This is a genomic window from Alkalimonas sp., from assembly GCF_020831925.1.
Taxonomy (GTDB): Bacteria; Pseudomonadota; Gammaproteobacteria; order Enterobacterales; family Alteromonadaceae; genus Alkalimonas.
This window is the reverse complement of the sequence record NZ_JAFIFQ010000021.1, coordinates 33257-57628: the sequence shown is the minus strand read 5'-3', so window position 1 is coordinate 57628 and position 24372 is coordinate 33257. Positions and strand designations below refer to the sequence as shown.

General features: G+C 52.4%; 25 protein-coding genes. 10 read left to right on the top strand and 15 right to left on the bottom strand.

Going from position 1 to position 24372, the window contains the following annotated elements; translation table 11 throughout:
- Positions 1 to 212: 212 nt before the first annotated feature.
- The 3 genes from JJU14_RS08600 to JJU14_RS08590 all read right to left on the bottom strand — a co-directional run bounded on the left by JJU14_RS08600 (position 213) and on the right by JJU14_RS08590 (position 1765).
- Complete coding sequence (locus JJU14_RS08600) at positions 213 to 1049, bottom strand: HipA domain-containing protein (RefSeq protein WP_228612578.1); 837 nt, start codon at positions 1047 to 1049, stop codon at positions 213 to 215.
- A gap of 138 nt (positions 1050 to 1187) precedes the next feature.
- Entirely contained in the window at positions 1188 to 1484 is a 297-nt protein-coding gene (locus JJU14_RS08595; RefSeq protein ID WP_228612576.1) for a HipA N-terminal domain-containing protein, read from the bottom strand.
- Complete coding sequence (locus tag JJU14_RS08590) at positions 1481 to 1765, bottom strand: transcriptional regulator (RefSeq protein ID WP_228612574.1); 285 nt, start codon at positions 1763 to 1765, stop codon at positions 1481 to 1483. The genes JJU14_RS08595 and JJU14_RS08590 overlap by 4 nt, the downstream gene beginning before the upstream one ends.
- Before the next feature lie 314 nt (positions 1766 to 2079).
- On the opposite strand from JJU14_RS08590, the gene JJU14_RS08585 reads away from it, so the two are divergent.
- Both JJU14_RS08585 and JJU14_RS08580 read left to right on the top strand, forming a co-directional pair.
- Positions 2080 to 2325: a type II toxin-antitoxin system CcdA family antitoxin gene (locus JJU14_RS08585; RefSeq protein ID WP_228612572.1), complete on the top strand. Its 246-nt coding sequence runs from the start codon at positions 2080 to 2082 to the stop codon at positions 2323 to 2325.
- Entirely contained in the window at positions 2325 to 2621 is a 297-nt protein-coding gene (locus tag JJU14_RS08580) for a CcdB family protein (RefSeq protein ID WP_228612570.1), read from the top strand. Before JJU14_RS08585 ends, JJU14_RS08580 begins: the two co-directional genes overlap by 1 nt.
- 132 nt (positions 2622 to 2753) lie before the next feature.
- Here the strand turns inward: JJU14_RS08580 and JJU14_RS08575 are convergent, their stop codons facing one another.
- Positions 2754 to 3050 carry a nucleotidyltransferase domain-containing protein gene (locus JJU14_RS08575; protein ID WP_228612568.1) on the bottom strand — a complete coding sequence of 99 codons (297 nt, stop codon included), beginning with the start codon at positions 3048 to 3050 and terminating at the stop codon, positions 2754 to 2756.
- 176 nt (positions 3051 to 3226) lie between these two features.
- Between JJU14_RS08575 and JJU14_RS08570 the strand changes: the two genes are divergently transcribed.
- The 7 genes from JJU14_RS08570 (at position 3227) to JJU14_RS08540 (ending at position 10205) form a co-directional block, all read left to right on the top strand.
- Complete coding sequence (locus JJU14_RS08570; protein WP_228612566.1) at positions 3227 to 4501, top strand: aminotransferase class I/II-fold pyridoxal phosphate-dependent enzyme; 1275 nt, start codon at positions 3227 to 3229, stop codon at positions 4499 to 4501.
- Positions 4502 to 4644: 143 nt separating this feature from the next.
- Complete coding sequence (gene pilB, locus JJU14_RS08565) at positions 4645 to 6342, top strand: type IV-A pilus assembly ATPase PilB (RefSeq protein ID WP_228612564.1); 1698 nt, start codon at positions 4645 to 4647, stop codon at positions 6340 to 6342.
- A gap of 100 nt (positions 6343 to 6442) precedes the next feature.
- The gene (locus JJU14_RS08560) at positions 6443 to 7675 is read left to right on the top strand and encodes a type II secretion system F family protein (RefSeq protein WP_228612562.1); all 1233 of its coding nucleotides are present in this window, start codon (positions 6443 to 6445) and stop codon (positions 7673 to 7675) included.
- Entirely contained in the window at positions 7675 to 8550 is an 876-nt protein-coding gene (locus JJU14_RS08555; RefSeq protein ID WP_228612560.1) for an A24 family peptidase, read from the top strand. Before JJU14_RS08560 ends, JJU14_RS08555 begins: the two co-directional genes overlap by 1 nt.
- Positions 8547 to 9185, top strand: coding sequence for a dephospho-CoA kinase (coaE, locus tag JJU14_RS08550; RefSeq protein WP_228612558.1), 639 nt, complete (start codon positions 8547 to 8549; stop codon positions 9183 to 9185). The genes JJU14_RS08555 and coaE overlap by 4 nt, the downstream gene beginning before the upstream one ends.
- Positions 9182 to 9937 (top strand): cell division protein ZapD, encoded by a 756-nt coding sequence (gene zapD / locus JJU14_RS08545; protein ID WP_228612556.1) that lies wholly within the window; start codon positions 9182 to 9184, stop codon positions 9935 to 9937. The genes coaE and zapD overlap by 4 nt, the downstream gene beginning before the upstream one ends.
- 34 nt (positions 9938 to 9971) lie before the next feature.
- Entirely contained in the window at positions 9972 to 10205 is a 234-nt protein-coding gene (locus tag JJU14_RS08540; RefSeq protein WP_228612554.1) for a DNA gyrase inhibitor YacG, read from the top strand.
- On the opposite strand, the gene mutT is transcribed toward JJU14_RS08540, so the two are convergent.
- Both mutT and secA read right to left on the bottom strand, forming a co-directional pair.
- Positions 10198 to 10638: an 8-oxo-dGTP diphosphatase MutT gene (gene mutT / locus JJU14_RS08535; RefSeq protein WP_228612552.1), complete on the bottom strand. Its 441-nt coding sequence runs from the start codon at positions 10636 to 10638 to the stop codon at positions 10198 to 10200. The genes JJU14_RS08540 and mutT overlap by 8 nt on opposite strands.
- A complete protein-coding gene (secA, locus tag JJU14_RS08530) occupies positions 10622 to 13333 on the bottom strand; it encodes a preprotein translocase subunit SecA (RefSeq protein ID WP_228612550.1) in 2712 nt (903 codons plus the stop codon). Before secA ends, mutT begins: the two co-directional genes overlap by 17 nt.
- A gap of 223 nt (positions 13334 to 13556) precedes the next feature.
- Here secA and JJU14_RS08525 point away from each other — a divergent pair, with 223 nt between their 5' ends.
- Positions 13557 to 14009 (top strand): DciA family protein, encoded by a 453-nt coding sequence (locus tag JJU14_RS08525; protein ID WP_228612548.1) that lies wholly within the window; start codon positions 13557 to 13559, stop codon positions 14007 to 14009.
- 64 nt (positions 14010 to 14073) lie between these two features.
- Here the strand turns inward: JJU14_RS08525 and lpxC are convergent, their stop codons facing one another.
- From lpxC to murD, 9 genes are all read right to left on the bottom strand, one after another.
- Positions 14074 to 14985 carry a UDP-3-O-acyl-N-acetylglucosamine deacetylase gene (lpxC, locus tag JJU14_RS08520; RefSeq protein ID WP_228612546.1) on the bottom strand — a complete coding sequence of 304 codons (912 nt, stop codon included), beginning with the start codon at positions 14983 to 14985 and terminating at the stop codon, positions 14074 to 14076.
- Between the two features lie 141 nt (positions 14986 to 15126).
- The gene (ftsZ, locus tag JJU14_RS08515; RefSeq protein WP_228612544.1) at positions 15127 to 16287 is read right to left on the bottom strand and encodes a cell division protein FtsZ; all 1161 of its coding nucleotides are present in this window, start codon (positions 16285 to 16287) and stop codon (positions 15127 to 15129) included.
- Positions 16288 to 16401: 114 nt separating this feature from the next.
- Complete coding sequence (gene ftsA, locus JJU14_RS08510; RefSeq protein ID WP_228612542.1) at positions 16402 to 17637, bottom strand: cell division protein FtsA; 1236 nt, start codon at positions 17635 to 17637, stop codon at positions 16402 to 16404.
- A complete protein-coding gene (locus JJU14_RS08505) occupies positions 17634 to 18383 on the bottom strand; it encodes a cell division protein FtsQ/DivIB (RefSeq protein WP_228612540.1) in 750 nt (249 codons plus the stop codon). The genes ftsA and JJU14_RS08505 overlap by 4 nt, the downstream gene beginning before the upstream one ends.
- On the bottom strand, positions 18380 to 19300 hold the full coding sequence (locus tag JJU14_RS08500; RefSeq protein ID WP_228612538.1) for a D-alanine--D-alanine ligase: 921 nt from the start codon (positions 19298 to 19300) through the stop codon (positions 18380 to 18382). Before JJU14_RS08500 ends, JJU14_RS08505 begins: the two co-directional genes overlap by 4 nt.
- Positions 19297 to 20751: a UDP-N-acetylmuramate--L-alanine ligase gene (gene murC, locus JJU14_RS08495; RefSeq protein WP_228612536.1), complete on the bottom strand. Its 1455-nt coding sequence runs from the start codon at positions 20749 to 20751 to the stop codon at positions 19297 to 19299. The genes JJU14_RS08500 and murC overlap by 4 nt, the downstream gene beginning before the upstream one ends.
- Positions 20748 to 21845 carry an undecaprenyldiphospho-muramoylpentapeptide beta-N-acetylglucosaminyltransferase gene (murG, locus tag JJU14_RS08490; RefSeq protein ID WP_228612534.1) on the bottom strand — a complete coding sequence of 366 codons (1098 nt, stop codon included), beginning with the start codon at positions 21843 to 21845 and terminating at the stop codon, positions 20748 to 20750. Before murG ends, murC begins: the two co-directional genes overlap by 4 nt.
- Positions 21842 to 23035, bottom strand: a complete 1194-nt coding sequence (gene ftsW, locus JJU14_RS08485) for a cell division protein FtsW (RefSeq protein WP_228612532.1) — start codon at positions 23033 to 23035, stop codon at positions 21842 to 21844. Before ftsW ends, murG begins: the two co-directional genes overlap by 4 nt.
- Positions 23032 to 24372 (bottom strand): UDP-N-acetylmuramoyl-L-alanine--D-glutamate ligase, encoded by a 1341-nt coding sequence (murD, locus tag JJU14_RS08480; RefSeq protein ID WP_228612530.1) that lies wholly within the window; start codon positions 24370 to 24372, stop codon positions 23032 to 23034. Before murD ends, ftsW begins: the two co-directional genes overlap by 4 nt.

Genomic DNA, 24372 nt, shown 5'->3' with positions numbered 1-24372 from the left:
TACGAACATTCATGGTGGCTTGGTCTCAGTGATGTTTGGCGATTGATCTGATCACCGAACGCCATGAATGTTCCTTATCATGTCATCTTTTTGTTTTAGCTAACAATTTCGTGGGGATACCTCAGGGTCAGAACAAAATTTCCAGCACGATGACCTATCGCCATCGTTTGCTGAATCCATGTAGCCTGCTTAAACCTTCGGGCCGAAACAATTTAGACTGGTTCCCTTAACCGCTGTACCATTTCACCAATGGCCAGCGTACAGATTTGTCTAAGCATTCTTAATTCACCGGCCATACCACGATGCCATGGCAGACTTTGCACTTGATGCAGTAATTTTTCCGCTTGTACAGGTACCTTGGCCAGTAACTGCTGCAGTTCACGTTTGGCCAGATTGCCGGGGATATTTAATGCATTCGCAAAAGCCATAACATCGGCTTGGGTTAGCTCGCCAAAGGTGGTGGCATTCCCCATAGGCTGCGATAGCTTTTCATGCATATGGTTGCCAACCTGGGCGTAGATCATTGTTGACAAAAAATCATAGTGCGGCGTAAGCACCACATCACCGGACGTTATAAAGAACGACAGGTTCTTCAAATGCGCATCCCCATTGCCCACCAGCGCATTAAATACCGCCCACTTGAATAGAGTAAGCCGTGTAACGCCTACCATTCGGGTACTCTCTGCCAATGTTTGAAGGGATGTAGCATTGCTGTTGCTGTATTTCATGCTGTGGGCTAAGTTCAGCAACTGGCAGCCATCGAGTACGTGCAAACGCTGCTGGTTGGGGTACTGGCCTTTGCGATCGAAACGCTCAACCAGATACACCGGTTCAGGCAGGTACTGAATATCCACCTGCGGCACCTTAAGGCCGCAGGCAGCAGCTAACTTCATCACAAACCACTCATTTCTTGGCGTGTGAAAGTAGAGCTCTGGCGATGTATGCTCCGGTTTCAGAATGTGTGTTGATGGAAAAAAGCCTGAGGGCTCATACAATTGCTGATTATGATAAATAACCAGCATTTTATGCTGAGCTCCAGCCAGTGACATCCTTTTGTGCTCGGATCGATTGAGTGGCGTCTTTGGCAATGCCCGAATACGGGCACTTACTTCTTCTGTAGTCAGTGACTCAACACTACCTGCGGCTGGTGCCTGCCCTTGCGGCAATAAGGTTATGGCACCCGCAGACTAAGCACCCGCAGCTTCAAGTAAGCCAAATGCATCACTCACCGGCAACCTGGTATCTTTGGCTAGCAAGGTCCTGGCCGCTTCCTCTGGCAACAGGTTGTCAAAAAACCACTGTACTGGCCGGATAGAAGCACCATCGATCAGCCTGGAAGTAGATAACGGTATAGCCGGAGATAACGCATAACTTTCTTCGCTGGCAAGCCAGTCCGCATGATACTGAAAAGCCCAGATGTTATTTTCTTCTGTTAGCTGACCAACCAGAATCGTATCAACAAAAACATCAAGCTTTCTACTCATGCACCAGCGTCCTGAAGCAGGGTAGCCAGTTGCTGCTGCTGTGTTTTCGTTAAGTGAACACGCTCGATCGGCAAATCGATGTGAATGCGAATACCAAGCATGTCCAGCACCCGCAATACCCGCCCCAGTTCAACAGTGGCCTTTCCATTCTCAAAATCACTCAGAAAAGTTGTGCCATTGGCTGACAAGGAAGCAGCGGCAACCTGATCCAACCTCTGAGCCTTTCTGACCAAGCGGACCAGTTGCCCTAGCTGCTTACTATCTTTAACGGCTACTTGCATAACCACCTCAAATAAATGCTATCGCGGTTATATTATAGATGCAGCCGAAGAATTCAATGAAATTGATGCGAACGCAGTTATTTACGCTAAAGTCAGCAACTAGAACGCTCATTGCATGCTTTCACGGTTAAATGAACCTTCATAATATCGGGGATTAATATCCGTAACCTTCAGGGTCAGATCCCTAATATCGGGGGGTCAGAACAAAATGTCTTGCAGCTCCGTTAGACGACAAAACGGGCTGACAAGCTGCGCTTGAAACGCAACACGATATTGTGTACATTTACTACACAACATGATGTGAGGATATCGTTATGGTATGCACCCCCCTTGTAGCAAGCAACAAAAAGCGCACCAATCTCTCCATCGACAGTCAACTATTACAAGATGCAAAACAGTTAGGCATTAATGTGTCGCAATCTGCCGAAGCTGGGCTTGCAAAAGCCGTTAAACTGAAAAAACAGCAGCTCTGGCTGCAAGATAATAGTCAGGCGATTGACAGCTCAAATTATTTTGTTGCCAAGCATGGCTTACCGCTTGCAAAATACCGGCTGTTCTGATGGCCCGTTTCGATGTCTATCGCTCAAGCGACTCTGGCTTTTTACTTGATGTGCAAACCGATTTATTGGCAGGTCTGAATACCCGCGTGGTGGTGCCATTACTTCCTATTGACACTGCCCCCAAGGCAGCCAAACGGTTAAACCCTATTTTTGACATTGACAATCAATCGTATCTGATGGCAACACAGTTTATGGCAGCCATACCGGAAGCCGAGTTAAAGCAGAAAGTATCCTGTTTGATTGCACAGCAACAAGAAGTATCTGAAGCGCTGGATATGCTGTTTGTTGGTTTCTAAACCTTTGGTCCAGATCCCTAACACTCGATAGGCAAATTTCGCAACCTTTGGGGTGAGATCCCAAACCTTCCCATTCTTTTGCTATCACCCTGATTAAAAAAGCCAGTCGCTGCTGCTCATCAAAGGTCGGCATTATAAAATGATTCCATTGGCTGCAATTCTATGAATAGGGAATGGCTGCAGGTTTGGAGCACTCAACAATACATCCACTTTCTGCAGGCCAATTCGTTGCATAATCTTGACTTCCAGCCTGGCAGCTACGAGTGCTGGTTGCGCAATGGCGTGGGTGCATGAGACCAACAAATCGATATCACCTCCACGGCCAGCATCCTGCTGCCTGGAGCCGAACAAGGTTACAGTGGCCTGATCCCCAAACTCATCAGATACAACTGTTTTAATATGCTCAATTTGTTTTGTCGTCAATCGCATAACTACCTCTGGTTACTTAACCCAAATATAGTGTTCCATAGCAAGGGTTACCAGCTTTTGCCTTCGGGGCCGACTCGCTCACATACCAAATCACAGTAGACATCCAGACATATAGATTGACACCTTTGACGCGACATGCTTTGATAAAGTATCCCTAATTTTGGAGGACACTTCGAATGAAACGCGAAACCATAGCCCTGCACCATGGCTATCAGCCGGATAACCAACACTCAGTAGCTGTGCCTATTCACCAAACCAGCTCTTTTAGTTTTGACAGTGCCCAGCATGCCGCCGATTTATTTGATTTAAAAGTCACCGGCAATATTTACTCGCGTATTATGAATCCCACCTGCGCCGTACTAGAGCAGCGCATTGCCGCGCTGGAAGGCGGTATCGGCGCTTTGGCAGTCGCCTCTGGCATGGCAGCCATAACCTATGCCATTCAAACCATTGCCGAAACCGGCGACAATATTATTTCCATCAGTGAGCTCTACGGCGGCACCTACAATCTGTTTGCTCATACCCTGCCACGCCAGGGTATTGAAGTGCGCTTTGCCGAAAAAGACGATTACGCCAGCATAGAGCGGCTGATTGATGATCGTACCAAGGCCGTGTACTGCGAAAGCATTGGCAATCCGTCCGGCAGCATCGTCGATATTGAAAAGCTGGCCGCACTGGCGCATCGCCATGGCCTACCACTGATTGTGGACAATACCGTCGCCACACCCTTTTTATGGCGGCCGATTGAACAGGGTGCCGATATCGTGGTGCATTCTGCCACCAAGTACATTGGTGGCCACGGTACCACCATTGGTGGCCTGATTGTCGACTCTGGCAAATTCCCCTGGGCCAAGCACGCCAAGCGCTTTCCGCTTTTGAACGAGCCGGATATCTCCTATCACGGTGTCAGCTATACCCGGGATGTGGGTGAAGCCGCCTTTATTGCCCGGGCCCGGGTAGTGCCGCTGCGCAATATGGGTGCTGCTTTAAGTGCCCAGGCTGCCTGGAACCTGCTGCAAGGTCTGGAAACGCTGGCGCTGCGGATAGAGCGCATTAATCAAAATACCCAGGCGGTGGCAAACTGGTTGATGCAGCAACCGCAAGTCAGTTGGGTGAAATACGCGGGCTTGCCAGAGCACAAAGATCACGCTTTGGCGCAAAAGTACATGCAAGGCCAGGCTTCGGGCATTCTGAGCTTTGGCATCAAGGGTGGCCGTGAAGCTGGCGCCCGCTTCTACGATGCACTGCAATTGATCCTGCGACTGGTCAATATTGGCGATGCCAAAAGCTGTTCCGCCATACCAGCGGCTACCACCCACCGACAGCTGAATGATGCCGAATTAGCCACTGCCGGCGTCTCAGCCGATATGGTGCGATTATCCATTGGTATTGAGCACATTGATGATTTACTTGCGGATTTACAGCAGGCGTTAGCGGCAGCAGCACGCTAACCTGAAAAATAAGCCAGCCGCTGCCCGCTAATAGGATGCGGCTGCTTAGTTAAAACGATGAATCCCAGTAAAAACTTGAATAACCAAACAATATTGGCATAATCAAAAGACCAATGGTTTCTTGCTTGCTGGTTTTCTAATTTATGGCAGTTTCGGCAAACTCATCGCTTTTTAAGCGCCTGGCCCAGCAAGGGCTGTTCAATGCCACAGCAGCGACCGAACTGCTGGGGCGTAGAGGTGGGCAGTACAAAAACCTGCCAGAATTTTTGCTGCAGGAAAAACTGGTCTCTGCGCGCGACCTGGCCGAGCAAGCCGCCAGCCTGACCCATCATGCCCGCTTTGATTTAAGCTTCTTCGATGCGGATACCATTCCGAAAGAACTGCGCAATGAAAAACTGGTTCGTAAGCACCAGATTATGCCATTGGCGCGAGCAGGCCGTAGCTTGCAGCTGGCAGTCGCCGATCCAACCAATATGGCACCGATTGAAGACTTCGAGTTTAACACCGGCCTGCATGCCGAGCTGGTGGTGGTCGAGTACGATCAACTGCAGAAGTTGATTGATAAAATCTTTGACAACAGCTTTGACTCAGGTAGCAGCAGCGACTGGGATCTCAGCGCCCTGAGCACCGAAGAAGAAGACGACGAAAACGACAGCATGGCGGTGCAGCCTGATAAAGACGATCAACCCATCATCGCCTTTATCAATAAAATGCTGCTGGATGCCATTCGTAAAGGCGCCTCAGACTTGCACTTTGAGCCTTACGAAAAAATGTACCGTATCCGCTTTCGCATCGATGGTATTTTGCACGAAGTCGCCTCACCCCCTATCGCCTTGGCCAATCGTTTATCAGCCCGGCTGAAAGTGATGTCCCGGCTGGATATCGCTGAAAAGCGCGTACCGCAGGATGGCCGTATTAAGCTGAAAATATCCGGCAAAAAGTCCATCGATTTTCGGGTCAGTACCCTGCCCACCATTTGGGGCGAGAAAGTGGTAATGCGGATCCTGGATTCCGACAGCGCCATGCTCGGCATTGATATCCTTGGCTACGAAGCCCACCAGAAAAAACTCTACATGGACGCTTTGGCTCAGCCACAGGGCATGATTCTGGTGACAGGCCCGACCGGTAGCGGTAAGACGGTGTCACTGTATACCGGCCTGAATATCCTCAATACCGAAGGCTGCAATATCTCTACTGCCGAAGATCCGGTCGAGATCAACCTGCCCGGCATCAACCAGGTGCAGGTCAACCCCAGGGCCGGCCTGACGTTTCCTTCCGCATTAAAAGCCTTTTTGCGCCAGGATCCGGATGTCATTATGGTGGGGGAAATCCGCGATCTGGAAACCGCCGAAATTGCCATCAAAGCCGCCCAAACCGGTCACCTGGTGATGTCCACTCTGCACACCAACTCAGCCCCGGAAACCCTAACCCGCTTGCTGAATATGGGCGTGCCGGCTTACAACGTTGCCAGCTCGGTCAGCCTGATTATTGCTCAGCGGCTGGCCCGGCGCTTGTGCGGCCATTGCAAAACGGAAGAAAAACTCCCCGAAGCAGAGCTGTTGCAACAAGGCTTTACCCCGGAGCAATTGCCCGGTTTAAAATTATTTAAGCCGGTCGGCTGCGATCACTGTACCAATGGCTACAAAGGCCGGGTCGGTGTGTATGAAGTGATGCCAGTTAGCCCGAAAATGGCAGAAATTATTATGGATGGCGGTACCTCGCTGGATATTGTGCAGCAGGCCCAGCAAGAGGGCATTCACAACCTGCGGCAATCCGGCCTGATCAAGGCAGCCGCTGGTTTAACCAGCCTGGCTGAAATCAACCGGGTGACCAAAGGGTAGTTTAGCGTTGAATGTTGAATGTTGAATGTTGAAAAAATAACAGCAGACACAGGTTGCATGCATAGCACCCATGCTGGGTAACTAACACAGGATAGACACCATGGCTCAGGCCCAGAAATACAAAATCAAAGAGCTTGAAACCTACAGCTGGAAAGGTTTAAACCGCCGCGGCAAAAAAACCACCGGCGAAATTAAAGGTGGCTCCAGCCAGGAAGTCAAAGCTTTGCTGCGCCAGCAAGGCATTACGCCCTCGCTGGTAAAACGTAAACCCAAACCACTGTTTAATACCGAAAAGAAAGTCACCGCCGCTGATATTGCGGTGGTAACCAGGCAAATAGCCACCATGCTGGGCGCTGGCGTCCCTCTGGTACAAACCATCGACCTGATTGCCAGTGGCGCTGATAAGGCCAGCCTGCGCACCCTGATGCAAAAGGTTTCAGTAAAAGTGCAGGCGGGTTTGCCCTTATCCGAAGTACTGCGCGAGCACCCAAAACACTTTGATGAACTCTACTGCGACCTGGTGAAATCCGGCGAACAATCCGGCTCGTTGGATGCCATTTTTGACCGCATCGCTATATACAAAGAAAAAGCCGAAGCGCTGAAATCCAAAATCAAAAAAGCCATGTTCTACCCAACCGCGGTATTGGTCATCGCAGCTGTTGTGACTTCGATTTTGCTGATTTTTGTAGTGCCACAATTTGCCGAGATTTTTGCTGGCTTTGGTGCCGAGCTGCCGGCCTTTACCCTCTTTGTGCTGGGCATTTCCGAGCTGATGCAGGCGTATTGGTGGGTAGTACTTGGTGTCATTGTTTTAGCTGGCTATATCACCAAGCAAGCCTACAACAAAAACCTGAAAGCCCGCACCGCCATGGATGCGATGCTACTGAAAGCCCCGGTGTTTGGTGGTATCCTGAACAAGGCCGCTGTAGCGCGCTTTGCCCGCACCTTATCCACCACCTTTGCTGCCGGTGTGCCGTTAATTGATGCGTTGGAATCGGCCGCTGGTGCTTCCGGCAATGAAATCTATCGCAATGCCATTTTGGAAATCCGCGATGAAGTCACCGCCGGTAATCAGATGCAGTTTGCCATGAAAAACACCAAGCAATTTCCCGAGATGGTGGTGCAAATGGTGGCCATTGGTGAAGAGTCCGGTGCACTGGATGGCATGCTGAGCAAAGTCGCCAATATCTACGAGCAGGAAGTGGACGATGCGGTCGATGGCCTGACCGCCTTGTTAGAGCCCATGATTATGGCGGTGCTGGGTGTGGTAATTGGTGGTCTGATTATTGCCATGTACCTGCCAATCTTCCAATTAGGGCAAATTGTCGGATGATGGCTGACTTTATCGCAGTACTGCAACAAACGCCGTGGTTGTTTTATGGCCTGGTGTTGGTGCTGGCCTTATTGGTAGGCAGCTTTCTCAATGTGGTGATCTACCGTTTACCCAAGATGATGGAGCTAGGCTGGCAGCAGGATTACCAGGCTTATTTCCAACCGGATAGCACTCAAAAGGCCAACCAGCGTTTTAACCTGGCCGTGCCACGCTCGGCCTGCCCCAGTTGCCAGGCGCCTATTGCCGCCTGGGATAATATTCCCGTCCTTAGTTGGCTTTGGCTTAGGGGCCGCTGCCGCCACTGTGGCACGGCTATTTCTGCGCGCTACCCTTTGGTGGAGGGCTTAACGGGCCTGCTCTCGCTGCTGATTGCCTGGCAGTTCGGCCCAACATTGACCACCCTGGTCTATTTGCTGGTGCTCTGGTCGCTGATTGCACTGAGTTTTATTGACCTGGACAAAATGCTGCTGCCGGATCAGATCACTCTACCGCTGCTTTGGCTGGCCTTGCTATTTAGCCTAACCAGCTATGGCCCCACATCAGCCGATGCCATTATTGGTGCGGCAGCGGGCTATCTGAGCCTCTGGTCGGTGTACTGGGGATTTAAGCTTTTAACCGGCAAGGAAGGCATGGGCTATGGCGACTTTAAACTGTTGGCCGTGTTTGGTGCCTTATTAGGCTGGCAGCAATTGCCTTTGATTATCTTATTGTCCTCGGCTGTCGGGGCTGTGTTAGGCTCCTTGCTGCTCTTGCTGCAAGGCAAGGACAAGAGCACCCCTATCCCCTTTGGCCCCTACATCGCCATCGCGGGCTTTGTCGCCATGCTGTTTGGACAACAGCTTACTGACTGGTATCTGCAGGTACTTGGGCTTTGAATCAGCCAGCCACACCCAAGCCGCTGGTGATTGGACTTACGGGCGGCATCGGCTCTGGCAAAACCACAGTGGCCAATGGTTTTGCCGCCCTTGGCATTGAACTGGTAGATGCGGATCAGGTCGCCCGCGAGCTGGTAGAGCCCGGTAGCGCAGCCTTGCAGCAAATCGTTGCCCACTTCGGTGAGGAACTGCTGCAGTCAGATGGCCAGCTCGACAGAGCCGCTTTACGGGCGCGGGTATTTAGCCAGCCAGCGGAAAAAAACTGGCTGAATCAGCTACTACACCCATTGATCCGGCAGGAAATGCAACGTCAACTGGCAGGAGCCCATTCACCCTATGTGCTTTTTGTTGCTCCTCTGTTGCTGGAGAACAAGCTGCAGGATAGGATTGACCGCTTGCTGGTCGTCGATATTCCGCAGCAACTGCAAATGCAGCGAACTTTACAGCGGGATGGCGGGTCTGAACAACAGATAGCCGCCATTATGGCTGCGCAAGTCAGTCGTGCAGAGCGACTGGCTGCAGCCGATGATGTCATTGACAACAGCGCGGAGCCGGAGCAACTGACCAGCCGGATAGCCCAACTGCATCAGTACTACATGCAGTTGGCCAACCAAAAAGCCAACGGAAAATCATGAGCAGCATGACTGACGTACTGTACGAACACCCCCTAAATGAAAAGGTCCGCACTTACCTTCGCATTGAGCACCTGTACCGTCAGGTGCAGTCCCATGCCAGCATGCAGCAATCCTCGCAACAACAAGCTTTCTTCACCAGCTTTTTTGCCTTGCTCGATGTGATGGAGCGCAATGATGTCCGGCCAGATTTAATGAAAGACATTGAACGCTGCGAACAGGCCCTGGTGAACTGGTCGAAGCACCCATCGGTATCCAATGATGCCTTGCAGCAAATGCTGCAAAAAGCGGTGCGGCTGCAGAGCGAGCTGAATCGAAGTGGCAAGTTATGCAGTCAGTTTAAAGAGGACTCTTTTTTAACCCCCTTACGACAGCGTTATGCCATGCCGGGGGGTGCCTGCTCATTCGACGTCCCTCAACTGCATTACTGGTGCCATTTGCCGGTTGAACAGCGCCAACCCACTCTGGATAAGTGGCTGGAGCAACTGGACCTGGCGATACAAAGCATTGATTTTGTTTTAACTTTTCTGCGCGAGCGGGGCCAGTTTCAGAGCATGGAAGCCGACAATGGTTTCTACCAAAGCACCACCGATCAATTTGAGTTGCTACGGCTGAAGTACGACAGCAAACTGGGCGTGTACCCCACCATTAGCGGCAACAAATACCGCTTTGCCATTCGCTTTATGCAACTAAGCGATGCCAGTGGCCGTTTTGCCAGCGAGAAAACCATCCCCTTTACGCTGGCTTGCTGTTAAGATCAGCGCATCTGTTTCCATGGAGTTGCTGCGAATGAACAAACCTATTGTGGACTGTCCCGTTTGTCAGACCAAGGTGGTGTATGAACCCGCCTCTCACTACAGGCCATTTTGCAGCGAGCGCTGCAAGCTGATCGATTTAGGCGACTGGGCCGCTGAAAACCATCGCATTGCCGATAAGTCACCCATCAACCCAGAACTCGGTGAAGCCTACCTGGCCGAGCTGGAAGCCGAGCTGATGGACCAGGACAATGCGTTTTTTAAATAAAGAGTGACTGCAAACGTTGCACAATCGGCTGGTTGGCATCCGGAAAAACCAGCTTATCAAGATCCTCGATAGCAAACCACTGCACCTGCTGCCCTTCCATGCCCACAGGTTCGCCAGAGAACGATTTGACCAGCCAGATATCCAGCAGCACTTCCCGCTCCGGGTACTGATGCCGGACCTGCATGAAAGGCTCGGTACTTTCGATACGAATAGCCAGCTCCTCAGCCAACTCTCGGCTCAGAGCACTTTGTACCGGTTCTCCTGCCTCCAGTTTACCGCCGGGAAATTCCCATTTGTTGCCCTGATGCTGATGACCAGCGCGATGGCTCAGTAACACCTGGCCCTGCTGCACAATCACCCCGACTGCGACATGTAGAAAAGGGGCGCTTGGCCCCTTTTCTGCGCAACTGCCAGGCTTAACTGAGCTTGCCATGGCACTGCTTGTATTTTTTGCCTGAGCCGCACGGACACGGGTCGTTGCGTCCTACTTTAACGCCATCCCGCACGATAGGGCCTGCAGGCTGTGCTGGGGCTTCACCACCTACCTGCTCGGCCTCTGCATGCTGATACTCATGCGGCACTGCATCGGCTTTGCGACGCTGCTCATCGACTGCAGCTACATCTTCAGCAGCCCGCACCTGCACCCGACTGAGCACGCTCACGACATCCAGTTTCAGGTTATCCAGCATTTGCGAGAACAGTTCAAACGACTCGCGCTTGTACTCCTGCTTCGGATTTTTCTGGGCATAGCCACGCAGGTTAATGGCCTGGCGTAAATGATCCATCGCTGCCAAATGCTCTTTCCAGTGCGTATCCAGGCTTTGCAACATGATGGCTTTTTCAAACTGACGCAGTACTTGCGGGCCAACCATCTGCTCTTTAGCCTGATAGGCCGTTTCGACTTCTTGCTGAATGCGTTCACGCAGCTTCTCTTCGTACAGCTTGTTGTCCTCGGCCAACCATTTGGCGATTGGCAGCTCCAGCGAGAAATCCGCTTTTAATCGTTGCTCCAGCGCAGGCACATCCCACAGCTCATCCAACGATTGTGGGGGTATGTATTGGCTGATGACCGAATCAATCACATCGGTACGGATCACCTGAATGGTTTCCCCGATATCGTCAGTATCCATCAGCTCGTTGCGTTGCTCATACACCACTTTGCGTTGATCGTTCGCAACATCGTCGAACTCCAGCAATTGTTTACGGATATCAAAGTTGCGGGCTTCCACTTTGCGCTGCGCATTTTCAATGGCACGGCTCACCCAGGGGTGTTCAATGGCTTCCCCTTCTTTCATACCCAGCTTGCGCATCATGCCGGCCATCCGATCGGAGGCAAAAATCCGCATCAGAGGATCTTCCAGCGACAAATAAAAGCGCGACGAACCCGGATCACCCTGACGACCAGAGCGACCACGTAACTGGTTATCGATACGACGGGACTCATGCCGCTCAGTGGCGATAATATGCAAACCACCAGAGGCAATCACCGCATCATGGCGCTGTTGCCATTCGGCGGTCAGTTTGGCAATTTGCTCCTCGCTTGGGCTTTCCAACGCAGCAATCTCCGCCTGCAAGTTACCACCGAGCACAATATCGGTACCACGGCCGGCCATATTGGTGGCAATGGTCACTGTGCCCGGCTGGCCAGCCTGAGCAATGATCTGAGCCTCGTTGGCATGGAACTTGGCGTTCAGTACCTGGTGCTTGATCTTGGCTTTATTCAGCAAGCCGGATAAGTACTCCGAGCTTTCAATCGAGGCAGTACCGACCAACACAGGTCGACCAGCATCGCGGCTTTGCTTGATATCTTCAATAATAGCCTGATACTTATCTTCGGCGGTTAAATACACCAAATCCGGCATATCCTGACGGACCATTGGCTTATTGGTTGGAATCACGATGGTTTCCAGGCCATAAATCTGCTGGAACTCAAAGGCTTCGGTATCAGCGGTACCGGTCATACCGGCCAGCTTGTCGTACAGACGGAAGTAATTCTGGAAGGTAATGGAAGCCAGCGTCTGGTTCTCATTCTGGATCTTCACGCCTTCTTTGGCTTCGACCGCCTGATGTAAGCCTTCCGACCAGCGCCGGCCTTCCATGGTACGGCCGGTGTGTTCGTCAACAATCACGATTTCACCATTTTTCACGACATAGTCCACATCCTTTTTAAACAGGTTGTGGGCGCGCAGCGCTGCATAAACATGGTGTAATAAGGTAATATTGGCGGCAGAGAACAGATGATCATCCGGCTGGATCAGGCCATGCTCTTTCAGCATGTCTTCCACCCGAATTTGACCCAATTCAGTCAGATAAACCTGACGGGCTTTTTCATCGATGGTGAAATGGCCATCGCCTTCCACCCCTTCTTCATCTTCTTTTTCCTGCTTTTTAAGTTGAGGTACCAGCAGGTTGATCTGTTTGTACAGCTCGGAACTGTCTTCCGCGGGCCCGGAGATAATCAGTGGCGTACGGGCTTCGTCAATCAGGATGGAATCCACTTCATCGATAATGGCGAATGCCAGCTTGCGCTGCACCCGCTCTTTGGCTGAGAACGCCATGTTATCCCGCAGGTAGTCAAAACCAAACTCGTTGTTGGTACCATAGGTGATATCGGCAGCATAGGCTTCTTGTTTTTCCTGCGGGTGCATGCCGGGTACGTTGACACCAACACTCAGACCAAGAAACTCAAACAAAGGGCCATTGGTTGCGGCATCTCGGCGCGCCAGGTAGTCGTTTACGGTAATCACATGCACCGCGTTACCACTCAGTGCATTCAAATAAGCTGGCAGTGTCGCTGTCAGGGTTTTACCTTCACCGGTACGCATTTCCGCGATACGGCCCTGATGCAACACCATGCCACCGATTAGCTGAACATCGAAGTGGCGCATTTTAAACACCCGCTTACTGGCTTCGCGCACCGTGGCAAAAGCAGGAGCCAACACATCATCCAGGGTGGCACCGGCAGTAACCTGCTGCTTTAATTCGGCGGTTTTGGCTTTTAAATCGGCATCGGATAAGGCTTCGTATTGGGCTTCCAGCGCATTAATTTCGTCGACTTTTTTCTGCAGCTTTTTCAGGAAACGGTCATTGCGACTGCCAATTAACTTGGTGAACAATTTTCCAAACATGTTGTGGTTACCATTAAATTCGATTTTATTATTACATCAGCGGGTGACATTACCCATCTATGCACCGGATGTCCAATCAACTTTTCTTTGCCGCCAGGCGCCACGGCATTAAGCCAAAGTGAAGCATGCAGCAGATATGGAGCTTGTGGTTGCCAGTTTCAAGCGTAGGCAGTAAAAAGACAACCGTGCTACACTGCACACTGGTTGTCTGACAGTACGCATCATGGCCCGTTATTCACAAAAACCAGCACCCCTGAATCAGCTGTTCGATAAATTGCCATTGTTGCAGCAACAACAAAGCCTTAGCCAGCTGCAGCAATTCAATCAGTTGCTCAACCAATTGTTGCAAGAGCAAGCGCACGGCTGTCAGGTCGCCCGCATCCATCAAGGACGAGCCGTGATTTTATGCCAGTCCGCAGCTTGGGCTACCCGGGTTAAAATGCAACGCGACGCCATTTTAGCCAACTTTCGACAAAAAATCTTGCCTGAATTAGGCGGACTCGATATCGAGATCACCCCTAAAGCCAGGATCAGTCTTCCCCAAGAGGCAAATGTGGTCACCACCCCTCATGCCGATGGTGATGCCTGTAGACGTCTACAGCAGCTGGCAGATGCCAGCTCGGGGCCTTTAAAGGAAAGAATCGAGCAACTGATCCGCCGACGAAATGACAAGTAACTCCAACTGCGGTTTACCGTATACAAAAAAACCAGCCGTAGCTGGTTTTTTGTTGGTGCTGGTATCAGGCCAGCTGTGGTGCCAAATAAGAGATGGGCATCTCGGCTTCATCTTCAAAGGTGACAAATTCCCAGCTTGCTTGATCCGCTAGCATGGCGCACAACAGTTTGTTGTTCAGGGCATGGCCGGTTTTATAAGCACTGAATTCACCCAGAATGCTGTAACCTGCCATGTACAAATCACCAATAGCATCCAGCACCTTGTGCTTGATGAATTCGTCATCGTAACGCAAGCCATCCTGGTTTAGCACCCGGAACTCATCCAGTACCACAGCATTATCAAAACTACCGCCTAAAGCCAGGTTGTTGGCGCGCAGATACTCGATGTCCTGCATAAAGCCAAAAGTACGAGCCCGGCTGATGTCCTTGATAAAGCTGGCGGCAGAAAACTCCATCTGCAAACGCTGCTGGGTACCGGCAATCACCGGGTGATCAAAATCAATAGCTACATCCAGCTTGAAGCCATTGTAAGGCTTGAACTCGGCCCATTTATCGCCATCTTCGATCCGGATCGGTCGCTTGATGCGAATAAATTTTTTCGCCTGTTTCTGTTCACTGATCCCAGCTTCCAGCAGCAGGTAAATAAAAGGGTTGGCACTGCCATCCATGATCGGAACTTCGGCAGCATCCACTTCGACGATCAGATTGTCGATACCAAGGCCAGCCACCGCAGCCATTAAATGCTCGGTGGTAGACAGACGTACCCCATCTTCATTGATCAGACAGGTACACAGCACGGTATCCCCAACCATTTCAGGATTGAGTTTAAAGTCGACAATCGGATCCAGGTCAACCCGCCGGAAGATAATTCCGGTGTGATCAGGTGCAGGCCGGAGAGTGAGCGTGACCTTTTCACCCTTGTGCAGGCCAACCCCGACCGACTGGACAGTTTGTGCGATGGTACGTTGTCTGATCATAGTCGTTTCCAGTTCAAAAAATGAACAACCCAAAGCGGGCACGAAGTCTAGCATATGTTAACAATTATGCCAACCAAAACTGAACCTGCGATGAACTCAATCGCATAACTCAGTGAGCACCCAGCGCTTCAACCAATTTTTCTAATCAGCTTGCTTGCGTAAAAACGCCGGAATATCAAAGATATCCTGAGCAGGCTTATGATCAACCCGTTGTTCTGCCTGAGCTTTAGGCTGGGCAATAACTTCGGTCTGCATCTGCTGTGCGGTATTGCCACCGGCAGTACGGTACACTGGCGCCGTCACTTCTGAGCGCTGATTGGCGACCAGGCTGATATCCGGCCGACGTGCTGCCCCTATTCCTGTAGCAACCACAGTGACACGCAGTTCATCCGACATTTCAGGATCGATCACCGCACCAACCACCACAGTGGCATTTTCGGAAGCAAAAGCTTTGACTGCATTACCGACCGTTTCAAATTCTTCAATGCTGATATCCAGGCCTGCGGTGATATTGACCAGAATACCTTTGGCACCTGACAAGTCGATGTCTTCCAGCAAGGGACTTGAAATTGCTTGCTCGGCTGCTTCTTCGGCCCGATCCGAACCAGATGCGGTCCCGGTTCCCATCATGGCGGTGCCCATTTCCGACATCACTGTTCGCACATCGGCGAAGTCGACGTTGATAAGGCCCGGACGAGTAATCAGTTCAGCAATACCCTGCACCGCACCCAACAACACATTGTTGGCCGCTTTGAAGGCATCCAGCAAACTGGTACCTTTACCAAGCACTTTGAGCAGCTTATCGTTTGGAATGGTGATTAAAGAGTCCACATGCTTGCTCAACTCCAAAATACCATCATCGGCGTAAGCTGTGCGCTTTTTACCTTCAAACGGAAATGGCTTGGTAACCACAGCTACCGTCAGAATGCCCAGCTCTCTGGCCACTTCGGCTACCACAGGGGCTGCTCCAGTACCGGTACCTCCGCCCATACCCGCAGCGATAAATACCATGTCCGCGCCCTGAATGGTCTTTTTGATGGTTTCCCGATCTTCTTCCGCCGAACGACGACCGATATCCGGATTGGCTCCGGCACCCAGGCCCTTGGTTACGGCTGCGCCCAGTTGCAAAGTGACGTGTGCCGATGAGTTACGCAGCGCCTGCGCATCGGTATTGGCGGCAATAAACTCCACCCCTTCGATGTTACTGGCAACCATATACTCCACGGCGTTACCACCGCCACCACCAACACCAACGACTTTGATTACAGCTTCTTCGCTGTGACTATCCATTAATTCAAACATTGCTCTCTCTCCGTTTTTTGCTTTTTCGTTCAGCCGCTGTTCTGAGTCAGGAACAACGACCGGCGGATCCATCATTCGCTTCATTGCTGAAGCCGTTGACAGCTTGCGCTGTCGTTAAAATTCACCTTTAAACCAACTGGCCAGTTTCTTCACCAGTCCACTTACTGTATCTTTCGGGCTAGCAGGCGCTTTGCTTTGCTCCTGGCTTTCCAGCCCATACAACAGTAGCCCCACCACGCTGGCGTAAGCCGGGTCCTGCACATAGTCTTTTAAGCCGGTCACCTGCATCGGATGGCCCAGCCGCACCGGCATCTGGAACACATCTTCAGCAAATTCGACGGCCCCTTCGATCTTGGCAGCACCACCGGTCAAGACCACACCAGCGGCAATTTGCTCTTCCAGGCCACTGCTGTGAATCTCTTCCATCACCAGCTCAAACAATTCCTGATAACGTGGCTCAATCACCTCAGCCAGCGTATGTCTGGACATGCTGCGTGCCGGCCGGCCACCCACGCTGGGCACTTCGATACTTTCCTCTTTGCCGACCATGCTGCGCAGGGCGCACCCGTATTGCACCTTTATATCTTCTGCGTGACTGATCGGCGTGCGAAAAATCTTGGCGATGTCGCTGGTGACCTGATTACCCGCCACCGGGACCACGGCAGTATGACGCACAGCTCCATTGGTGTAGATGGAAATATCAATGGTGCCCCCGCCCATATCTACCACACAGACACCCAGTTCTTTTTCATCGTCTGTCAGCACGGCATAGCTGGATGCCAAGGCTGAGAAAATCAGCTGGTCGACTTTCAAACCACAGCGTTCAGCACACTTTTCGATATTTTTGGCCATGTCGTTGGCACAGGTAATAATGTGTGCCCGGGCTTCCATCCTTACACCCGACATGCCGACCGGGCTTTTTATACCCTCTTGCATATCCACCGAGAACTCCTGTGGCAGTACATGCAACATGCGTCGCTCAGCAGAAATCGGCACCGATTTGGCTGCATGGATGACACTGGCCACATCATCCGCAGTGACTTCGGTATCGCCAATCGGCACCATGCCACTTTCGTTCTGACAACGAATGTGTTTGCCACTAATCCCCAGGTACACCGAAGACACCTGGCAGTCCGCCATCAACTCAGCTTCATTGATGGCTCTTTGTACGGATTGCATCACCAGATTCAGATCGTTCACACCGCCTCTGTCCATGCCACGGGTAGTATGAGTGCCCACCCCGACAATGCTTAGCTTGTTCTCTGGCGTCACTTCACCGACAACGGCCTTGCATTGCGCCGTGCCAATATCCAGTGCCACTATCATTTCCCGATCGACCGACTTCGTCATGCTTCTCTCTTCTGTTCTGTTGTGCTGTAGCGCACGGCAACTCCGGTATCGTACCGTAAGTCAACCTCTGCAATCGTTGCGTCGCTGTGCTCACGCAATACCGGATACAACTCCAAAAAACGCTGCACCCTGGGTACTGTGTGTTGACGCCCCAGCTTCAGCCGGATGTCATTGCTTAACTGAATTTGCCAGGCAAAGCGTTCAGTCAGCTCCAGCCGCTCGGCGCTGAGTTGATGCAGACTCAGCAACTGCTCTATGTAACGGAACATGGACAGGGCATCCTGCTCGCTGCCAGTGGGGCCTGTTAGCACCGGTAAAACGGCAATCAATTGGTCCAGTGGTGCTTTGAACAACTCACCATGCTGGTTCATTAATTGTTGGTCATTCCAGATTGCCACCGGTTGTTGTTCTGTGACCACCACCACCAGGGTATCCGGCCATTGTTTGCGCACGGCGACCTGATACACCCAAGGCTGCTGCAACAGGAACTGCTGCACCTCTGCCACGTCCACCCGAAAAATATTACCGACATACTGATCATGCAGCCGTTGCTGCAGCCGGGTGGGTTCAATATGTCGAAAATCGCCAAACAATCGGACCTGAGCAATGGGCGTGGTCTGTTGATGCTCAACGTATTGCTTCAATTGCCAGCCACCCCACCCCAGCGCTAACAAAGCCAGCACGAAAAACACCAATCCGGCAATGAATGCCCGGCGGTTTTGCTGGTTGCTAGCGCTCTTGCTCATAAGCCATCCTGCCCGGTTTGCGCCAGTACCTGTAGTACCAGCTCGCTAAAACTTAAACCAGCAGCTTTAGCGGCCATAGGTACCAGCGACTTTTCAGTCATACCAGGCACCGTATTTACCTCCAGCACATAGGGCTCACCTTGCTGATCCAACATAAAGTCGACCCGCCCCCAGCCGGTAGCACCCACCGCAGTAAAGGCCTGCCAGGCCAATTGCTGCACCCGCTCGGTCAGGGCCGCATCTATCGGCGCCGGGCACAAATACTCGGTGGTATCTGCCTGGTACTTCGCCTGGTAATCATAAAAAGTATGCGGCGTTCGCATCTCAATAATGGGCAGTACCTGTTCCCCCAAAACTGCAACGGTGAGCTCACGGCCCTGAATCCATCGCTCCACCAGCACATCCTGATCAAAACGCAGCGCTTCAGCGACAGCGGCTTGCAAGGCAGCCACGTTATCGGCCATGCTCATACCAATGCTGGAACCTTCGCTAGCAGGCTTCACCATCACTTTGCCACCGAGTTCTGCCAATAAGGCTGTGGTAGCCTCTGGCACCGAGCGCAGTACACGAAAATCAGCCGTGGCAATGCCCTGTGCCTGAAACAACCATTTGCAACGTATTTTATCCATCGCCAGCGCAGAGCCCAGCACCTTGCTGCCGGTATAAGGCAGGCCTAACAGCTGCAAAGCCCCCTGCATACTGCCGTCTTCGCCACCGCGACCATGCAACACGATAAAGACCCGGTCCGGTTTGCTGGCTGCCAGCTCGGCCAGAGGTTGCGACTTGGGATCAAAGGCATAGGCATCCACCCCACTTTGCTGCAAAGCATTCAGTACCGCGGTTCCCGAGCGCAGTGAAACTTCACGCTCGGCTGAGGTACCACCAAACAGCACAGCGACGCGACCAAAACGGCTCATGCAGCACCTCCCGTCTGTTTTAACAGCGCACAGTTCAGCTGTTTCTCTGCCAACTCACGCGCTAAAGCTCCGATATTGCCAGCACCTTGCGTTAACAGCACATCACCATCTTTCAGCACATCTGCCAGCACAGCGCCAAGCTCCTGCGGTGGTGCGACATAAATGGGATCAACCTGACCACGGGCTCGAATCGATCGACACAGACTTTTGCTGTCGGCGCCAGGGATGGGTTGCTCCCCAGCCGAATACACATCCAACAACAACAATTGATCCACACCAGACAACACCTGGGTAAAGTCCTCATACAAATCACGGGTACGGCTAAAGCGGTGTGGCTGATAAGCCATCACCAAACGCCGATCCGGCCAGGCGCTGCGGGCAGCAGCGATGGTAGCAGCTACCTCGGTCGGATGGTGACCATAATCATCGATCATCAGCACCTTGCCCTGACCAGTCTCAAATTCACCGTATTGCTGAAAACGCCGTCCGATACCGGCAAACTTGTGCAACGCTGCCAGAATCGCTTGTTCGTCAATGCCTTCATCTTGGGCCAGGGCAAAAGCTGCGGTTGCATTGAGTGCATTGTGCTGGCCTGGCAGGTTCAGCTCAATCTGCCAGCTCTGCTGAGCCGGATCAGTAATGACAAACTGGCTGCGGGCACCGGTTTGGCTGAATTGGCTAATGCGATAATCCGCATCCTCACTAAAACCGTAAGTCAGTACAGGTCGGCCGATGGCGGGCAGCAACTCACGAATAACCGTATCATCCAGGCAGGCCACCACCACGCCATAAAATGGCTGGTTATGGCAGAACTCGACGTAGGTGGCTTTTAGCTTTTCAAAATCGCCGCCATAGGTGTCCATGTGATCCGGCTCAATGTTGGTGATCACAGCCGCCATTGGCTGCAAATGCAGGAAGGAAGCATCACTTTCATCGGCTTCGGCGATCAGATAAGGACCAGTACCCAGCCTGGCATTGCTGCCGGCAGAGTTCAGCAAACCGCCAATCACAAAGGTCGGGTCCGTGCCCGCTTCCGCAAAAATCGATGCCAACAAACTGGTGGTGGTGGTTTTGCCATGGGTACCGGCAATGGCAATACCATGACGAAACCGCATCAGTTCAGCCAGCATCTCAGCCCGGCGTATCACCGGGATCCGCTGCGCCATGGCAGCAGCCACTTCGGCATTGTCTTTGGCGATGGCACTGGAGACGACCACCACACTCACCCCCTGAATATGGTCGGCACTGTGACCAAAGCGCACATCGGCCCCAAGCGAAATCAAACGCTCTACCACTGTGTTGGGGGCAATATCCGAACCACTGACACTGTAACCTTCGTTCAGCAACACTTCGGCAATGCCTCCCATGCCGGCACCGCCAATCCCCACAAAATGAATGCGACCTATGCGACGCATGGCGTGACTGTGCTTTGGTAATACCGCTTTATTCATACCCGAGCTCCCAGTTGCTGTTCGCAGGCGTCAGCCAATTGCTGCGCTGCATTATCGAGTGCACACAGGCGCGCTCTTGCCGCCAGTTGCTGTAATTGCGCTTTGTCGCCAAGTAGCGGGCGCAGCAGTGTTATGAGCCCGCCCTGCTGCAACTGCTGTTGAGGCAGTAATAAGGCCGCCTGCTGCCCAACCAGCCAGTTGGCATTGGCGGTCTGATGATCGTCAATCGCCTGTGGCAAAGGCACAAAGACCGCAGCCACACCAGCACAGGCCACTTCACTGACGGTCAGAGCACCGGCCCGACAAATCACCAGATCGGCCCATTGATAGGCCGAGGCCATATCGTCAATAAAAGCCTGCGCCTCACCGACAAAAGATGTCTTTTGCAATTGCTGATAGCGCTGATGCACTTCGGCTTGCATGGCACTGCCAGTCTGATGCTTTACCTGAAGTGGCGTCATCTCGCTCAAAGTCGCCAGCTGTCCAGGCAGCTCATCGTTCAATGCTTTAGCTCCCAAGCTGCCGCCAATCACCAGAACATGCAGATCTGTTTGCTCGCTCTTGCTTCCTGGCTCTTTGGCTGCGATCAAAGCTTTACGCACCGGATTTCCAACCAACTGTTGCTTGGCATGCCCGGCAAAAGCCTGTGGAAAAGCTACCAGCACCTTGGCAGCGAGTCTTGCCAACAAACGGTTGGTAGTGCCTGCTACAGCATTTTGTTCGTGGATCAGCAAAGGAATGCGCTGTAGCCAGGCAGCTACGCCTCCCGGACCACTGGCGTAACCACCAAAGCCAACCACCAAATCGGGTTGCAACTGCTTTAGCAACTGCCGGGCTTGCCGGATGGCGTTCAGCAGCATCCAGGGAGCGCTCAGCAATTGGCGACTACTTTTACCTCTCAGGCCTCGTACCACTATGCTATGAAATTTCCAGCCCAGCTTAGGCACTAAATCGGCTTCCATCCGATCGGCAGTACCCAGCCAGTGAATGTGCCAGCCACGGCTGGCCAGCTCTTCGGCTAATGCCTGTGCCGGGAAAATATGGCCACCAGTGCCTCCGGCCATCAACAATACTGTGGGCGTTTGTGCTGTCATCCGCTGCGCCCTCCCCGGTTGATGGCTTGCTTGCCTTCCATCCGCACTTCAAAATCAATCCGCAACACCAAAGCTGCTGCCATCAGCATAATAATCAGACTGCTACCGCCTGAACTGACAAAGGGTAGTGTCAACCCCTTGGTTGGCAGCACACCACTGGCGACCCCGATATTGACCGCCGTTTGAAAACCGAACCAGATCGCCATCGCCAGCGCCAGAAAACCGTGGAAATGCAGTTGCTTTAACATGGCCTGCCGACCAATCCATAGGGTTCTGGCTACCAGCAAAAACAGCAGCGCCAACACGCCAAACACCCCGATAAAGCCAATTTCTTCCGCAATAATGGCGAAAATAAAATCATTGTGCGCTTCCGGCAGGTACTCCAACTTCTGAATGCTGTTGCCCAGGCCCTGACCACTGAAACCGCCGCGACCAAAGGCCATCAGTGATTGCGTCAACTGGTAACCACTGCCAAAAGGATCGGCCCAGGGATCCAAAAAGGCGGTTACCCGACGCCAGCGGTACTCGCTGTACACAATCAAAAACAACACGGCGCTGACTCCGGTCAGCGACAACACGATAAACTGCCAAAGCTTGGCGCCGGCCAAGAACAGCAACACCAGCGCTGTGGCAAACATCACGATCACCGTTCCCATGTCTGGTTGCAACAGCAGCAACACCGACAGCAACAGCAACACCACCATCGGCTTGATAAAGCCTTTGAAATTCTCGCGTACCTCTTCGTGCCTCCGCACCAGGTAGCTGGCTAGATAGACAAAAAAGAATAGCTTTGCAGGCTCAGCGGCCTGAATACTAATGGGTCCGAGTGCCAGCCAGCGGGTCGCACCATTGACTGTGCGGCCAAACAACAACACTGCCACCAGGCCAACCACAGCCAGTGCCAGTAACAACAAATTCCCCTGATGCCAGCGGTGCACCGGAATATTCAGCACCACAATGGCCATGGCGGTACCAAGGCCAAGGTAAACCAGATGACGGAAAGTAAAATGCAGCGGGTTGCCGAACAACCGCTCTGCTACCGGTACCGAGGCACTGTTCACCATCACCAGACCTATCGCCAGCAAAATCAGCAACAGCATCAGCAATAAGCTGTCGTAATCGCTCTGCTCTTCTCGGCTACCGAGCAACAACTGGAGTTTTGACCATAGTGGCAGCGTCAGCGCTTTCATCTGGCCACCTCTTTAGCGGCTTTGGCAAACCGCTCGCCACGCTGCTGGTAGTTACTGAACATATCCAGGCTGGCGCAAGCGGGTGACAACAACACCAAATCGCCCGGCTGTGCCAGTTCTGCCGCCTTGATGACCGCTTCGGTTAAATCCTTGACCTGATAACTGCCCGCTTTTAATGCAGCAATCGCCGGGCCATCTTGCCCAAAGGTTATCAGTTGATCCACCTGCTGTTGCAGACTCGGACTCAGCTCGGTCATGTCCTGACCTTTGCCATCACCGCCAGCCAACAGGATCAGTTGTCCAGCAATCACCGGCCGTAGCCCATCCAGTGCAGCCAGGGTGGCACCAATATTGGTGGCTTTTGAATCATTTACCCAGCGTATCTCGTTGTGCTGGTGTACTAACTGACAACGGTGTTCCAGTCCCTGGAACTGGCTTAGAACATGGCGGATACTGGCAAAATCGGCACCAGCTGCCAGACTTAGAGCGGCGGCGGTCAGCGCATTGTATTGGTTGTGACGCCCGAGCAAGGACAACTGACTTGCCGGCATCAACTCGCTACCCGCAAGCACCAGATAATCGCTACCCGCACGCTCTGCGATGCCATATCCGTCCACATCCTCGGGGGCATCCAAACCTAAGCTATGCTGCTCGCTTACCTTACTTTGTGGCAGGGTATGGCTATCGGCTCTGTTGTAAAACGCAATGCGGCTCCCTTGATAGACCCCTTGCTTTGACTGACAATAGGCCTGCATCGATGGGTAGCGATCCAAGTGATCAGCAGAAATATTCAAGATGGTGCTGGCTACCGATTGCAGGCTCTTGGTGGTATCGAGCTGAAAGCTTGATAACTCCAGTACAAAGATCTCGGTATCCGCGCTTTGGATAGCATCCAGCGCGGGCAGGCCGATGTTGCCGGCAGCCACCGCTTTGATGCCGCTGTGCTGCAAAATAGCTTCCACCATCCGGGTCACGGTAGACTTGCCATTGGAGCCGGTAATGGCGATCACCGGCTTTGAATTACAACGAGCAAACAACTCAATGTCACCCATCACTTCCACGCCCTGCGCCATGGCAAAGCGAATGGCCGGGTGGCGCAAGTCGAGCCCTGGGCTAACCACCAATACATCCATCTGTGCCAAGCGGTTGGCATCCAACTCGCCTAAGTACAGGCCATCGGTTTTATCCAATGGCAGACTGTCCATACCTGACACTTTGCGGCGGCTATCCATCAGCACCGGCCGGATGCCATGCTGCAGCAAAAAACGCACAGTGGCTTGACCGGAAAGGCCAAGTCCTACCACCGCAATGCGTTTTTGTTGCCAGGCAGTTAGCAT